The 14103-nt window shown below is 56.2% G+C and carries 20 protein-coding genes; 10 read left to right on the top strand and 10 right to left on the bottom strand.

The features are described from left to right. Nucleotides 1–78 precede the first annotated feature (78 nt). From BSG19_RS19350 to BSG19_RS26145, 7 genes are read left to right on the top strand one after another with little or no spacing between them, the layout of a single operon-like run. A complete protein-coding gene (locus tag BSG19_RS19350) occupies nucleotides 79–489 on the top strand; it encodes an IS66-like element accessory protein TnpA (protein WP_092989649.1) in 411 nt (136 codons plus the stop codon). Continuing rightward, nucleotides 486–833: an IS66 family insertion sequence element accessory protein TnpB gene (gene tnpB, locus BSG19_RS19345; RefSeq protein WP_037103542.1), complete on the top strand. Its 348-nt coding sequence runs from the start codon at nucleotides 486–488 to the stop codon at nucleotides 831–833. The genes BSG19_RS19350 and tnpB overlap by 4 nt, the downstream gene beginning before the upstream one ends. A gap of 45 nt (nucleotides 834–878) precedes the next feature. Beyond that, a complete protein-coding gene (locus BSG19_RS19340) occupies nucleotides 879–2537 on the top strand; it encodes an IS66 family transposase (protein WP_092989648.1) in 1659 nt (552 codons plus the stop codon). Continuing rightward, nucleotides 2492–3148 carry a plasmid pRiA4b ORF-3 family protein gene (locus tag BSG19_RS19335; RefSeq protein ID WP_244529324.1) on the top strand — a complete coding sequence of 219 codons (657 nt, stop codon included), beginning with the start codon at nucleotides 2492–2494 and terminating at the stop codon, nucleotides 3146–3148. Before BSG19_RS19340 ends, BSG19_RS19335 begins: the two co-directional genes overlap by 46 nt. A 4-nt stretch (nucleotides 3149–3152) precedes the next feature. Further along, nucleotides 3153–3467 (top strand): hypothetical protein, encoded by a 315-nt coding sequence (locus BSG19_RS19330; protein WP_092989647.1) that lies wholly within the window; start codon nucleotides 3153–3155, stop codon nucleotides 3465–3467. Beyond that, a complete protein-coding gene (locus BSG19_RS26150; RefSeq protein WP_170866038.1) occupies nucleotides 3464–3637 on the top strand; it encodes a hypothetical protein in 174 nt (57 codons plus the stop codon). The genes BSG19_RS19330 and BSG19_RS26150 overlap by 4 nt, the downstream gene beginning before the upstream one ends. A gap of 3 nt (nucleotides 3638–3640) precedes the next feature. Continuing rightward, on the top strand, nucleotides 3641–3805 hold the full coding sequence (locus tag BSG19_RS26145) for a hypothetical protein (protein ID WP_170866037.1): 165 nt from the start codon (nucleotides 3641–3643) through the stop codon (nucleotides 3803–3805). An 81-nt stretch (nucleotides 3806–3886) separates the two neighbouring features. Here the strand turns inward: BSG19_RS26145 and BSG19_RS19325 are convergent, their stop codons facing one another. The 3 genes from BSG19_RS19325 to BSG19_RS19315 form a co-directional block, all read right to left on the bottom strand. Further along, nucleotides 3887–4378, bottom strand: coding sequence for a hypothetical protein (locus BSG19_RS19325; RefSeq protein ID WP_092989646.1), 492 nt, complete (start codon nucleotides 4376–4378; stop codon nucleotides 3887–3889). 97 nt (nucleotides 4379–4475) lie between these two features. Then, nucleotides 4476–5402: a Tle-like phospholipase domain-containing protein gene (locus BSG19_RS19320; RefSeq protein ID WP_139274796.1), complete on the bottom strand. Its 927-nt coding sequence runs from the start codon at nucleotides 5400–5402 to the stop codon at nucleotides 4476–4478. A gap of 336 nt (nucleotides 5403–5738) precedes the next feature. Then, on the bottom strand, nucleotides 5739–6554 hold the full coding sequence (locus tag BSG19_RS19315) for a hypothetical protein (protein WP_092989644.1): 816 nt from the start codon (nucleotides 6552–6554) through the stop codon (nucleotides 5739–5741). A gap of 267 nt (nucleotides 6555–6821) precedes the next feature. On the opposite strand from BSG19_RS19315, the gene BSG19_RS19310 reads away from it, so the two are divergent. Beyond that, a complete protein-coding gene (locus tag BSG19_RS19310) occupies nucleotides 6822–7202 on the top strand; it encodes a hypothetical protein (RefSeq protein ID WP_092989643.1) in 381 nt (126 codons plus the stop codon). Nucleotides 7203–7467: 265 nt separating this feature from the next. Here the strand turns inward: BSG19_RS19310 and BSG19_RS19305 are convergent, their stop codons facing one another. From BSG19_RS19305 to BSG19_RS19280, 5 genes are all read right to left on the bottom strand, one after another. Next, nucleotides 7468–7956: a helix-turn-helix domain-containing protein gene (locus BSG19_RS19305; protein ID WP_092989642.1), complete on the bottom strand. Its 489-nt coding sequence runs from the start codon at nucleotides 7954–7956 to the stop codon at nucleotides 7468–7470. Further along, on the bottom strand, nucleotides 7953–8291 hold the full coding sequence (locus tag BSG19_RS19300; protein ID WP_170866036.1) for a DUF4258 domain-containing protein: 339 nt from the start codon (nucleotides 8289–8291) through the stop codon (nucleotides 7953–7955). The genes BSG19_RS19305 and BSG19_RS19300 overlap by 4 nt, the downstream gene beginning before the upstream one ends. Before the next feature lie 434 nt (nucleotides 8292–8725). Continuing rightward, nucleotides 8726–9277, bottom strand: coding sequence for a hypothetical protein (locus BSG19_RS19295; RefSeq protein WP_139274795.1), 552 nt, complete (start codon nucleotides 9275–9277; stop codon nucleotides 8726–8728). Nucleotides 9278–9355: 78 nt separating this feature from the next. Further along, nucleotides 9356–9619, bottom strand: a complete 264-nt coding sequence (locus tag BSG19_RS19290) for a hypothetical protein (RefSeq protein ID WP_092989639.1) — start codon at nucleotides 9617–9619, stop codon at nucleotides 9356–9358. 426 nt (nucleotides 9620–10045) lie between these two features. Next, nucleotides 10046–11368 carry a radical SAM protein gene (locus tag BSG19_RS19280; RefSeq protein ID WP_170866035.1) on the bottom strand — a complete coding sequence of 441 codons (1323 nt, stop codon included), beginning with the start codon at nucleotides 11366–11368 and terminating at the stop codon, nucleotides 10046–10048. Between the two features lie 297 nt (nucleotides 11369–11665). On the opposite strand from BSG19_RS19280, the gene BSG19_RS19275 reads away from it, so the two are divergent. Beyond that, entirely contained in the window at nucleotides 11666–12076 is a 411-nt protein-coding gene (locus BSG19_RS19275; RefSeq protein ID WP_210185400.1) for an excalibur calcium-binding domain-containing protein, read from the top strand. A 38-nt stretch (nucleotides 12077–12114) separates the two neighbouring features. Here BSG19_RS19275 and BSG19_RS19270 read toward each other — a convergent pair whose 3' ends face one another. Further along, complete coding sequence (locus BSG19_RS19270) at nucleotides 12115–12351, bottom strand: helix-turn-helix domain-containing protein (protein ID WP_092989636.1); 237 nt, start codon at nucleotides 12349–12351, stop codon at nucleotides 12115–12117. Nucleotides 12352–12456: 105 nt separating this feature from the next. Here BSG19_RS19270 and BSG19_RS19265 point away from each other — a divergent pair, with 105 nt between their 5' ends. Beyond that, nucleotides 12457–12831 carry a hypothetical protein gene (locus BSG19_RS19265; RefSeq protein WP_092989635.1) on the top strand — a complete coding sequence of 125 codons (375 nt, stop codon included), beginning with the start codon at nucleotides 12457–12459 and terminating at the stop codon, nucleotides 12829–12831. Between the two features lie 89 nt (nucleotides 12832–12920). Here the strand turns inward: BSG19_RS19265 and BSG19_RS19260 are convergent, their stop codons facing one another. Further along, nucleotides 12921–14081: a Fic family protein gene (locus tag BSG19_RS19260; RefSeq protein ID WP_092989634.1), complete on the bottom strand. Its 1161-nt coding sequence runs from the start codon at nucleotides 14079–14081 to the stop codon at nucleotides 12921–12923. Between the last annotated feature and the right edge of the window lie 22 nt (nucleotides 14082–14103).

Genomic DNA, 14103 nt, shown 5'->3' with positions numbered 1-14103 from the left:
GTAAGCCCACGGTGAGGGCCGTCTTGCGAGGTTGATGCGAACATCGGAAGTCCTAGTGCAAACACTAGGAGTAGTCCTATGACCAAGCATCCGATTGAAGTGATCACGTCTGTCGAGCGCCGCCGGCGCTGGTCTCGCGAGGACAAAGAGCGGCTGGTTGCAGCCTGCCTTGCGCCTGGCGCGGTTCTTTCCGAGATTGCGCGATCGGCCGGCATCCACGTGAGCCAGCTCTTCCGGTGGCGCAAGGAACTCTGCCGGATCGAGGAGCCGTCGACGCCGGTATCGAGCACCTTGGTGCCCGTGATCGTTTCAGAGGCCGCGCCCGCAGCCCAGCCTGCTGCCTCGGAAGCGCCGGCCTCATCGCATCCCCGCCGGAAGCGCAGTGATGTGACGATTGATCTGGGCCGCGGTCGTCGTGTCCGCGTGGACAGCGACATCGACACGGAGGCGCTTGGCCGTATTCTCGATTGTGTGCTGGGTCGGCGATGATCCCGGTTCCTGCTGGTGTGAAGGTCTGGCTGGCGACGGGCCATACGGACATGCGCAAGGGCTTTCCCGGTCTGTCACTGATGGTGCAGGAGACGTTGAAGCGTGATCCGATGTGCGGACACCTGTTCGTCTTCCGCGGACGTGGCGGTGGCCTGATCAAGGTGATCTGGCATGATGGCCAGGGAGCCTGCCTGTTCACGAAGAAGCTGGAACGAGGACGCTTCATATGGCCGTCGGCGGCCGACGGGACGGTGGTGATTACCCCTGGGCAACTCGGCTATTTGCTGGAAGGTATCGACTGGCGGATGCCACAAAAAACCTGGCGACCGACCTCGGCCGGATAAGCAAAAATGCTGGAATGGCGGGAGAAAATATGATTCCATCTCGCCATGAACACCCCCGTCGAACAGCTTGCGGACGACCTTGCCAGTGCACTCGCACTGCTTGCCGAAGAGCGCGCGCGGCGTGTTGCTGCCGAGGCAGAAGCGGCGACGGCCAAAGCAGAGGCCGCCAGCGCGAAAGCGCTCGTATCGCATTCCGAGGCGCTGATCGCTCGGTTGAAGCTGGAGATCGAGAAGGTTCGCCGCGAGCTTTACGGCAGTCGCTCGGAGCGCAAGGCTCGGCTTCTCGAACAGATGGAACTGCAACTCGAAGAACTTGAAGCTGATGCCGGCGAAGATGAACTGGCAGCGGAGATCGCAGCCAGCGCCTCGGCTGTCAGGGCCTTCGAGCGCAAGCGTCCGTCACGCAAGCCCTTTCCTGAACATCTGCCGCGCGAACGTGTCGCTATCGCCGCCCCAGCCAGTTGCCCCTGCTGTGGATCGGCCAAAATGTCGAAGCTCGGCGAGGACATCACCGAGACCCTGGAGGTCATCCCGCGTCAGTGGAAGGTCATTCAGACAGTGCGGGAGAAGTTCTCCTGCCGCGAATGCGAGAAGATTACACAGCCGCCAGCACCCTTCCATGTGACACCTCGCGGCTTTGCCGGCCCGAACCTTCTGGCGATGATCCTGTTCGAGAAGTTCGCCCAGCATCAGCCGCTCAATCGCCAGAGTGAGCGCTACGCCCGAGAGGGGGTCGACCTCAGCCTGTCGACGCTTGCTGATCAAGTCGGCGCGTGTGCCACGGCCTTGAAGCCAATCCATTCGTTGATCGAGGCCCATGTCCTGGCGGCCGAGCGGCTGCATGGCGACGACACGACCGTGCCCATCCTGGCGAAGGGAAAGACCGATACGGGCCGCATCTGGACCTATGTCCGGGATGACCGGCCGTTTGGCGGGCTGTCACCGCCTGCGGCACTGTTCTACTCATCGCGAGACCGGCGACAGGAGCATCCCGTACGCCACCTGAAGACCTTCTCCGGCATTCTGCAGGCGGATGCCTATGGCGGCTACAATCCGCTGTTCAAGGTAGATCGCGAACCCCTGCCTCTGCGCCAGGCACTCTGCTGGGCGCATTCACGCCGCAAGTTCTTCGTGCTGGCCGACATCGCCGCGAACGCTAAGCGTGGCAGCAAAGCTGCGCCGATCTCGCCAATGGCATTGGAGTCCGTCAAACGGATCGATGCCCTGTTCGATATCGAACGGGAGATCAACGGTCTAAGCGCTGACCAGCGCATGGAGCGTCGCCGCAAGGACAGCCAGCCGCTTGTCGAAGAACTGCACGATTGGCTGCAAATCGAGCGGGCAAAACTATCGCGCAGTTCTCCCGTCGCCGAGGCAATCGACTACATGCTCAAGCGCTGGGATGGCTTCACGTCATTCCTCGACGATGGCCGGATTTGCATGACGAACAACGCCGCCGAACGAGCGCTCAGAGGCTTTGCACTCGGCAGGAAGTCATGGCTGTTTGCCGGATCGGATCGTGGTGCTGAACGTGCGGCGTTCATGGCGACATTGATCACTAGCGCCAAGCTCAACGACATCGACCCGCAGGCCTGGCTCGCCGACATTCTCGCCCGTATCGCCGACACGCCGATCACCAGGTTGGAGCAATTGCTGCCGTGGAACTGGACACCGGCACAGGCACCCATGGCATTGGCATCATGACCTCCAGCGAACGCATCGCCCGGCTTCACATCAAGCTCGATAATATCGAGCCGACAATATGGCGCAGGGTCGAGGTCCCGATCACTACCAGCCTGAAGGGGCTGCACGACGTCATCCAGGCCGTCATGCTGTTTAAGGATTACCACCTCTTCGAGTTCAATGCCGGCGGCAAGCGTTATGCCGTTCCTGATCCCGAATGGGACATGGGTCGCGAGACCTATGCAGCTCGCAACGTCAGGATCGGCGCTCTGGTGGATCGCGGCATAACCACCTTCAACTATACCTATGACTTCGGCGACGACTGGCGGCATTCGATCACTGTCGAGGCCGTCATGGACGCCGATCCAGCAGTCGAATATCCGCGCTTCGTCGACGGCGACCGGCGCGCGCCGCCGGAAGATGTTGGCGGCTTGCCCGGTTTCGAGGACTTCCTCAACGCAATGGCAAAACCTCGAAATGCGCAACACCGCGAAGTCGTGGAATGGTATGGGGCGCGCTTCGAGCCGAATGATATTGGCGTCGATATGATCAATGATCGAATAGCCAAACTCGCGCGCCGCCGAACCCTCGGAAAAGCTGGATTCGCAAAAAGCCAGAACAAACGCCACTGACCGGATGATGAAGACCCATCCGCGGCCTACGCCGGATGCTTACCTCACAGACGCCGGCGCTCTGAATGGCACGGCGCGTCACATCCGGCTTCCGCCGAACGGGAAGATAGGCTGGGGCCCCACGGGAACGAACGTTTTCGACATCCAGTACGCGAGTAGCGGCCTCGCGGAATTCAACATGAACGGTGTCAGCAAACTTCGCATTGCCGATGACGCCACCAACGCCGTCTACATGTGGGTTGGCGGCGCGATGCGCAGCGTAACCATCAAAGACCAGAGCGCTCTGGTCGCCGGAGATAAGGTCATGGTGGCAGTATGAACCCGAATGCGATCAATGAAGAGGCAAACCGCTTCCTTGCTATCCGGATTGGCGAACTCGTCATGGCGGAAGCTGCCGGAGCCGCCCATACCAAGGCCATGTTGGCCGAGATCGAGCGGCTTCAGAAGTTGACGGAAAAGCCGTCTGAACCTTCCGAAGGAGCGGAGTGACATATGCTCAATCCCTACAAGCCCGAAGCGGCGCAATCCCGTCCCCGTATTCAAGCACGATCGCCAGAAGAAGAGGCCGCGTTCGTGCTGCTCTTGAAAGCGGAGGCTGAAAAGTCTCTGAAAGCCGAGGCGGACAGCTTGGAAGTTTCTACCGAGAAGCGGGGCTAGGTGCTTCACAAAGCGCGGTCACGTTCTGTTAGATCGCAATAAGCTCCATTTCGGCCGTCTCGATGGTGCTGCCTGGTGCATCTAACTCGTCTTGAAAACCTCTCCCAGGAAGGCCGCAATCGTGGCCTCTACGTCCGCACGATTTTGGTTTTCTATGCCGGCCGCGTCGGTTTCACTGCTAAACGCATCCTGTTTCGATCGGTGTTCGCGAGTCTTCAATAGGCGGCCGTCGCTCTCCAGCGAGTATTTAAGGTGGGGAAGCATTACATGTGGACTTACCACTTGGCCTTGCTTTCGCACCTTGAACTCTATGAACAGGTCTCTTGCCACAACCCCCGGGCCGTAATCGATGTTTTCATCCGAAAGGATCTGAGCTTCATGCCCGGCAGCTTCTAAAGACACTTTGGCGTCTTCCATAACGGGGCGGATAACGCTTTCCTTAAATTCGTTGAACCGTGATCTCGCCAACTGGCGCCGTTCAGCCTCTGCAGCATTGCGCGCCTTGATGGCTTCCTCTTGGGAGGCGTAGTTTTGCAAGATCTCGTTGACGGACTTCCTGAAATCATCGGCCATATTTTTCCTCCTTGCGAAGACAATAGGTAGGGTTAGAGCGAGAAGCTGCCGAGCGTGCTGTTGGCTCAGCTACGTTCCAACGTTGCGACCGGTATAATTAGGTGCAATTTGTGGCTTTGGGAACATCGGCCTTCTTGGCAGGCGAAGAACTCGTCTTTTGCTCTAATGACCATCTCAACATAGCACTTACCAGAGGCGCCAGTTTATGTTGTGCGACGCTACGTCCTTCGAGCACATTGAAACGCACAGAGATTATTTGCGGGTTGCAGGCGCTTAACGGGAAGATTTGCCTAACAAGGAAGCGCACGTAAGCCAAAGACTCGCCATCTTCATAGACTTGTTCAATTCGTAAACCCTCACTATTCATCTCGCGGTCATGACGGTTGATATCGTAGTAGCCAGTGACCGGGCTGGGATCAAAGACCACGACCTTGTGAAAGCGTCCCTTAGGCGACGCTGCACCGTTCGTCATTCCGCCCTGATATGCAGCCTGTTGCGCGAGGCCGCCACCGAGTGAGTGGCCCACTGCTGTGATTTTAGTTACGCCATCTTGCCAGCAACTGTCTCGTTGCAGGGCCTCCACGAAGCCCTGTGTTTTTTCCTGAACCTGCTTGTAGGCGTCGTAAGTTGGCCACAGCCACGTAATCCATCTGAGATTTGTGTGCCACTCCCCTAAGTCGTCACCTTGCGTACCGCGAAAAGCGATTACAGCTTCCTTGCAGACCTTTCCTTTGTGAACCCAGATTTGCACGCCTGCTGTGGCCCACTGCTGGCTACAAGACCACCGGCTGCGACGGCACTGGGCTGCCTTGCCGGGCTCTGACGCATAAATAAGGCGCCAGTTTTCAAGCCGTCTATTTGCGAGCCGAGAAAGTGCCGCGTCATCGCAAGCTGATGTTGGATTCGAGACGTCCGAGCAGAACGCTGAGTTGAACGGTTCATAGTTATAATTGCCTAGACGGTCCGGAAACGCTTTATATAGCGTCTCTGAATAGGCTTGCTGAGAAAGCAGAGCGTAGTCCAAATACTCGTCGGCATAAGCTCGGGCTAGGGGAAGCTGCTCGCGAGTCTCAGTTTTCTCCAATGCTACCTGCGTACCTGTTCGAACTAAAACTCGATCAGCGGGTTGGTTTCGATGCACCCCACATGCCGCAAGCAAAAGACAGAAGGTTATGACTGCCCACAATCGTATGTCAGGCGGAAATCTTGAGCGCATTATTCACCCCCACCTTAGGCAGCCGAACCATGTAAGCTTGCAAAAAAGCAAAGTGAGCACGACTTGCAACCTAAGTCGAGAGGTGACTAGATCGATTCAAGCTTGGAATTGAATAAGCCCAAAATTTTAACTTCGGTCGAGGCGTCATTTCCACTTCGCTGCCCACTCGCGGATTTCGGCCTTTGCCTTCTCAGGCCAGGCCGTCACTGCGGGGTTGACCTTGATTTTCTGTCCAGAGGGTCTCCAGGCCAGATAGACCTTCTTGTTCGGAACGTTGGCTACAAGCAGCCCTTCCTGATCGCCGCACATATGATGCGAGCATGTCGTTCCGACAAAGTAGTCGCCTTTGAACTCCCCTGAGCCGACGCCCATTAGAATGTCGTTGACGAGTTCCCGATCGGAGCCCGCCATACGGGCGATCTCGCTTCCGATTTCCGCATAGTCAAGAAGCTCGCTCGGGTGCGAGACGGTGCGCTCGCGGAGTTGCGTCCAGCCCTTCTCCGTGTCTGCGACGAACGCGTCGCCTTGCACGGCCTTTAGACCTTCTGCTGGGGTCCAGGTCCACTTCTCGCTTGGCTGGTTTGGCGCGGCCGCCGTCGAGAACGTCAGCATGTCGGCCGACTTTTCGACCCGAACGACGAAGCAGGTCTCCAGCGGACCATCGATCCGAGGGTTCGCATTTGGCGGAAAGGAGATAATGAACGGCGCGCCTTCACAGGCGTTGCCGCCTGCAGATGTCGTGCCGATCGCAACAGGCGTTCCGCCCACTACCTCGAGCTGGTCAATTGAAACGTACTGGTCGTTCAGAATCTCGCGACCGTCGATATCGAGTTTTTGTTTGTCATCGGCTTGCAAGACAGCCACATGGTGCCCGAACATGTCGATCTCGAATATGCTGGCTTGCGCAGCCGAGATCGTCAGGGCGGCGATACAGACAGTTATGAACGCACGTTGATACATCTGCCTAGCGCCCACCAAGTCGCACACTTATCAGTCGCCCAAGTCGGCTTTTCAAGCGCACCGCGCCGGCCGAATACGATCAGCCGCAGCTAAAGAGCCCGTCACCAAGCTAGGCCGCCGGCAAAGCGACCTGAGACGGAGATGCGCTCCGGCTTCAAGCAGATGGAAAGCGATGCCTCTTCCCTCGCGAACGAGACGCGCAACTCGATCTCCGCCCTCTCCTCGAACATCGCTGAACGCAACAAGCCACAATGGTAGGCAATCGCTGTGGCCTTGTCGTTCTGCACGATCGTCGGGGGCTTGGTCTACTGGCCGATCAAGGATGACACCAGCAGCGTGAAATCCTCGATCCGTCTAATCACGGAAAGGGTGGTGACGCAGAAGGAGCTGGAGTGGCGGACGAACCGCGGCATCGAGGACCGGTCGAGGATGGAGGGCGCCATCAAGGATATCCGTGATGGGCTGGTGCCGCGAGCCGAGCACGAGCGCGTATGGCGGAACACCGATCAGCAGTTGGCATCGGCGCAGAAACAGATCGACGCGCTGAAGGCCGGGCAAGCATCCACCTACAGCGACCGCGACGTGATCCTTGACCTTCGGGAGCGTCTGGACCGTGTTGAGCGAGCGCGAATTCCAGACGGTAATTGATATCTATAGGGGAGGCGACACTTTCAAGGCAGCATTGCTTGCGAAGGTGAACAAAGCCGCAAATAAAAACCAACCCCAACCGTCTCGTTGTTTGAAGCATAGAGTCGCCGCTGCGATCGATAGGACAGCGCTGACAAGATTGACCGCGATAATATTGAAGAACATTTTCCGTCCGTAAGCGCGACTGCCCGTCGACTCTGTTGAATTTACTTCTGAGTTGGCGAATAAGGCCTCGGCACAAGGCGCCCGCAGGCGCCTTACGCAATTAACAAGCATGCCGCCATTCGCCGTTCACGTCTTCAAAAACGATTTGATCGCCCGAAACGTCGTCCATAGAGTCAATCGACTCTAACAATTCCCGTACAGACCCCGTTTCCCTGATGTGCTCTTCAAAAAGGAGCCGCAGCAACCGGTCTGCTGGGCCGGTGAGCTTATTCGAATCCTTCTCGTAACGCGCAACTTGTTGTACGTTGCATCCAAAAAAACGTGCCAGTTCAGATTGTGTCAAATCCATCTGATGTCTTAGAAAACGTATCTCTTTACCAGATAGCGCTTTCCTATACTTCGTCAGATGAAGACCAATTTGCTTGTGGAGATTTTCTAGGTTTTTAACGGATATGCCAGATCCATAAGGGGTTACAACCTTTTCGTAGCCGCTAGCCAGATATATGTCATCTAATCCGCAACCGCTGTACTTTATGATGTCTTGGCTCTTCTCTCCACTGTGTTTCCATATAGGGGTGTTGTTGTTCATCTCAGGTCTTCCCACTCGACTGTCTTCACAAACAGTCTTCCATTATTGAGGATAATCGTTAGGACGCCAGCTTGGCGGCGCCCTCGTATTTCCTTAGAGACCTTGCATTTCCACTCATCATGTTCAGTCCTTTCCGGGTTAGATGCGACGTAACCAGTTCGAAGGATGTCGAGTACTTGAACATCCGGAATGCCGCGCTCTTCCATCCGGTCAAGAGCGTGATCACCGAAGATCACATTCCCTGACTGTTTGGCTGCCGCGTGAATCCGCTCCTCAGCTAACCGAGAGGTCAGGCGGAATTGAGCTATTGAACTGTTCGGGTCGCTTGTCTTCATAACGACTATCATATCGATAGGTTCCCGACTGTCAATATGATAGGTTCGGGTTAAAAGTCCATTAAAGAATTATTAATTATTTGTTAATTTGAGTTTCGCCCGAATTCCCTCACTCCAGATTAGAAAATTGGATAGCTTGGGGAAAACAACCTGCAGCACCTACCCATAGAGCCCTGGCTAGGCGAATTGGTTCACGGGTAGCCTCAATCCAGCCCGTCGTGCATAATGACGCTTCGGAGACTGGCTGCACCGTTTCCCGGTTACAGTCTCCTCAGATCCTCCCAAGATCACAGAGCCCGCGGCGTCAAGCTGCGGGCAACTGCTTTTCAGGTCTGCTTAGATTTCCCCGCAGTACTGCTGGCCGTTGAACCGGTCGGCCACCATCCTGCCAGCATTTACTCTTGGGTGCACGCGGCGGGTTGGGAGCGGCTAACTTACATAGCGATGTCACGGTCTTGCCCAGTCGGGTCGTCCCAGTCAGCCTCATACTCACAGTCCGAAAGCTTCTCTAGCATCAAGCGGTGGGCGATCTGCTCGATCTCGTGCAGGATCAATCCGATCTTCGTGGTGTGCTTTTTTATGTCAGCGACAGTAACTGTGCTGGTCCTTCCGTCTTTCCTCATTCGTACCGTGGTCTGCCGCACGAAGTCAGCCGAGATGACGAAGTGCGTCGCCATCGGCGAATGCACGATGTCGTTCCTCTCCCCAATCATATCTTTGCAGCGTCGAGTGATATCTAGCAGTGCGCTCCGCTCTTCGAGACTGAGAGCCGATGCCCCAATCGTATCGTTAAAGGCCGCAAGGCGCTGAAGACCTGCACCTTGCAGATTGAAAATGATCTTGTGTGCTGCCTCAGCATTCTCCAAAACGCAGGTTAGGATCTGGAAAAGCAATAGATCTAGGGCTGCCCAACGAACAGTCACTTTCCCGATTTCAGCCAATAGATCCATGTCTTGCTCAGCATGCCAACTATCCGTCGATGTCACTGCATCACTTCCTGTCTCCGAAAATCCTCCCGGGATCAAAATAGCCCGCGGCTCGGTGCCGCGGGCTATTGTTTCGTATCAGCCTTCGGAGCTCGGATAATTCCCTGCTAATTTTTGATTGGCAAGCCGGTGGGAAACCCTGTCTTCGGTCACGGCAATCGAAATGATATCACCGGCACGAGAAACGGTGTTCATCACCTCACCGATCGTTGTTTCTGCTGGATAGTTCCAGGTCTCATACGTGGTGTGGGACCTATAGACGGTCGAGCCGTCCAAATGGCTGGTGCCGTCTTCAACCCGATGGAGGACTTTAGCGGTCACGATAAATGATCCTTCAGACATTTTATTCTCCCTGATCTGACCTAACCTACCTATTTCAAATCAGGGATTTCACCAGCCTGAAACAGGATGGTTGGCGGCCCGTACTCACCGAGGTCAGGGTCGGCGTCCCGGTTCCAAGCGACCACGCCTGCGTGGCTGTCTGCAATCAGTCCGGCCTCACTCCTCTCCACTTCTCTGTGTCAACCCATCGTAGGACCTCTGTGCGGAACAGGCTGAGGGCTAATTCAAAAGCGTGCCGGGGGCATGACAACGAAAAACTGCGCTGTAGCTAGGCACAGCATCACCGCATATTCCACCAAGCGGAGCCGCGCCGACCCGTCAACACGGGCTACGGCATGCCGATCGACGGAATAGAACCCGCGCGCAAACTGCTGCAGTGGGATGCGACGGCTTGCATCTAATGTACGGCTGTTTGGTGAAAGGGAGCTAAGCGCTCTCAAGCACCGCCACGCGCAGATCCTTGCGGACGTCGAGCATCGAGCCGACTTTTAACCAATTGAGTTCTCCGCCCATGCTGGCCGCATGGTCTCGAGACAGAACGCGGACCTCAATGCTGTCCGGCAGCCGGCCGGCCGGCGACGGGATGTTGAATTGAAACCCGCAGTGGGGGCCAACCGCCGCCGGGCGCGCTGCGGCAACATCTTGTCGCGGCAGGTTTGGCAAACTCTGCGCTCGCAGATGTCCGTCAATCCAAAGCTGGATCTTGTCTGCGTAGGTATCGCCAGGGCCGAGCGCCCAGCCCTCCACCAAGAGGAATTGGCCCGAAGACACGCCAATTCGATCGATGTAACCGTGCGCGCCCGTTTGCACGCCGGAGAGACTGCCTTCGGCAACGAAGGCGCTCATTGCCGCAGCGGGTGTGATCGTGGCAATCGGAGAAATCAGCGGGAACGATGAGGCCTTTTGTCCCATGAACCTCTCTGATTTCCATTTCGAGTTTGTCAGGATGAACAGGAGTTTGTCGACGCCTGCCTGGTCCGCCATTCTCTGCGCGTGCAGGATCTCTTCGTCACTGTCATTGAAATCGAAGAGGATATATTTCCATTCGATCCGTAGATCTCGATGGCCATACGTCTTTGCGTCGGCGGCAAACTTCATTGCCACATCGAAATTGCCGCCTTTGCGATACCGTTCGTATGATTCTGGCGTGGTGCCATCACACGACAAGACGATGTGGTCGAACCGACCGTCGCCGACGGATGTTCGGAAATCTACGTTGCCCGTTGTGGTGGCCATCTGGATCGTGGTGGGGAAGCTTTCGTAAGCTATGTCGACGAGTTCACGGAAGCGGGGATGAAGCAGTGGCTCGCCCCAGCCGATATAGTGGACCTGGTTCATGCGGTACTTCTCGAGCGCTGCCGACTTGATAAACCGACGGAAGACCTCGACGTCTAGACCGTCTTCCGTGCGGCCCTTTCCGATAATGCTCTTGCGGATGCAGCACGCGCAAGACAGTTCGCACGCCAACGTCGGTTCGACTAAGAGGTCAAAGCTATGCGAAAGGATGTCGTTCGGAGCGGCGCCAAGGGCAAGCAAATCGCAGCCCTGACACACGGTAGGCCAAGGCGGCCGGCCCTGCTGAAACGACGAGCGCACATGCGAGTAGATCGGGCCATCCAGGATATCACGCAGTTTCCACTTGCCGCCGGCCCGAACGAGGCCGAGGTCGATGCCGTAGCCAGCGCTATCGTCGCAAGCCAAATGACCATCAGCTTTCAGCGTAATTTGGCGCAATATTCGACAGTCCATGATCAGGCTCCGATTCGACTTCGTAAGCATGGCATAGATTCGAGGTTGCGCAACTGTAACGCAACGTCAACGCAGACGGGAGGTTGACTTGTTTTGATGTTCTGTCAGTTTTGGCTGACGGAGGACAAAATGATCGCAAACTGCTGCCGGCTTTCCATCGTACTTCTCGTGGCTGTAGCCGTGACGGCATGTGCTTCGCCCCCACCGGTGGTCACCCCTATAGCGAGTGGCGTAGATTCCCGATCCTCTGAGCAACTGTGGTCCGAATTGACCGTGGCTGCGTCTCCACGCGAAATCATGCTGATCGAAGCTGAGCTTGCCTCCCGCGGGCAAACTTCTTCAGGCAACGAGTATCTCGGAAGGCGCACGAGCGTCGGTGTCGGAGTTGCGAGTTACCAGCGCAGGAAGTCCTCGGTTGCTGACAAGGATTGCTCTGACTTCGCCTCGAGCGCCCAAGCTCAGAAGTTCTTCCTTTCGCAAGGCGGGCCGTCCGCGGATCCACACGGATTGGACAGAGACGGCGACGGCTACGTTTGCGAATTCGGAACGGCGCTCGTGCGCAATGCTGCGGCCAAGACGTTCAGGCCGGCTGTCGTGTCCAAGCCGCCCGCTGCTCGGGTGATGGCGTCCGAGCAATGCTTTACCGGTCCAAGAGGCGGCACCTATACGCTTACAGCGAGCGGTCGGAAGAACTACGACGGCTGCTGATTGAGGCGATTGGCGCGGCCCGCCGGTGCTGAAGTAGCTTACGCCCTTGGCTTGGCCAGCCTCACGCCGGCTCCCTCTCCATTCTCCGGTATGAATATCACGCCCGCAGAAGCCAACGCTCCCTCGATCGCTTGAAGGTTATTATTGACCGGCACAGAGCGGCCGGCTTCGAAGTTTCGCACGGTGGAGTTACCGACACCCGCCGCTGCGGCGAGTTCGTTCTGTGACATATCGATGAGCGCGCGACCGGCGCGGCATTGTTCTGGCGTGAGCATTCTGTCCTCCAACGATTTTCGTTACCATAACGATTATCGTTTGACAGGTCCATGTATAACGATTATCGTTTCTATTAACGTTAATCGTTACTACAGGAGCGCCTCATGTCGAACAACATCAACGCCGCTGGCGAAGCCGCCGAAAGCGTCATCTTGAATATCACCCGCCAGATCGGCGAAGCGGCCGGCTGCCGCGACGATCGTGACGACCAAATTGCTGCACTCCGCACCGAGCTCTCTCAGCATAAGGCAACAACGCTCGAGGAAGCGGCGGTCCAGATCTGCGACCTGACCAACCGCCTCGGCTTCGTCCTTGAGCAACTCCCCCAGGAGGCCGATGTGACGCAGCAGGACCGCAGCGCGATCATGCGTCTTGCCTTCTCCGTGCTCGACGTGCTGGCCCAGGCTACGCGCCAGAAACCGGAGGCGATCATTCACGACGGTTTCAGCGACCAGCATCTGAGTCCGTGGTTTTCTTAATGGTTTTTGGCCCGTTTGTTGGGTCGATCGTTGCATCTGAAGGATGATAAGCGCTCTCTTCATCCAACATACCGCGGCCGCGTTTGAAGTCACGTCAGCGGCTGCGGTCGCGAAACCTGCATAATAGTTGGGGAGTAATAGGCCTTCGGGTACAGGCCAGGGAGTTCGACGACGATTCCGATTTCTATCAGTTTATCGATCGTAGAACGAGCGGCGGCGTATGTCACACCAAGCTTATCAGCTGCTTCGGTGACAGTAATTACGGGGCGTTCGAATAGGTAGTCGATGATTGTGAGCGGGTTTGACGACCGAGATGCAGTGGTCGCGCGAAGCCGAAAATTTTCCTGCAAGCTTATTATTCTGTCGATTGCGGTAATCGTACTAGTACACGTTTCACAAATTCGTTCTGTGAAAAATTTTACCCATCCAGTCCAGTCACCCTTAGTTGAGACGTTGTACATTTTATCTATATACTCGTCTTTATGATGCTCCATAGCGGGACTTATGTAAAGTATTGGCATATCTAGAAGGCCATTATGCACAGCCATCAAGGATATGAGCATCCTTCCTACTCTGCCATTTCCATCAGCAAACGGATGGATTGCTTCGATCTGATAATGGACTAGCGCCAAATCGATCAGCTTATTGAACGCGGAATAATCCGTTTCACGGTTTAGATACCGTTCAAGGTCGTCCATGCACTTTTGAGTCTCTGCTGGCGGCGGCGGAATATACCGAGCCGCATCTATGGTTCGACCGCCAATCCAGTTCTGATCCCTTTTATACTCACCCGGCCTTTTCTGAGCTCCTCTTTGAGAGCTGAGACCACTTAATAAGATTTCATGGGCCTTCTTTATTACGCGATGCGAGATCGGTAATTCTCGGAGAAGGTCTAGCGATGTGTTGAGGGCGCTAAGATAATTGACAACTTCTTTGGTAGAGTCATCGCTTTCTAATTCGAGCCCTGCTTCGGCGAGCAGCAGATGACTGTCGGTTGTGAATGTTCCCTCCATAGCGGAAGAAGTAAGAGCTTCATTACGTTGAAGAGGGCGGACTAAAATATATGGGTTCGTCAGCCTTCGGCAGGCGCCTTTCAACTCTCCGAGTTTCTGCAGAGCCTCACCCACTGTTGTCGCGATATCGGCGAGCGCAAGCGGCGGAGGAAGGGGCGCCGGGACAAACGCCTGCTGGTTGCCGATTGTAGGAACTAGCGAACCGGCTTCGGTAGACAGGAACTCAGAATTCCGCATGATAGCTCCCTATAAGACTCGC

Source organism: Rhizobium sp. NFR03 (assembly GCF_900111275.1).
GTDB lineage: Bacteria > Pseudomonadota > Alphaproteobacteria > Rhizobiales > Rhizobiaceae > Ferranicluibacter.
This window is presented reverse-complemented; position numbering and strand designations above follow the sequence as displayed.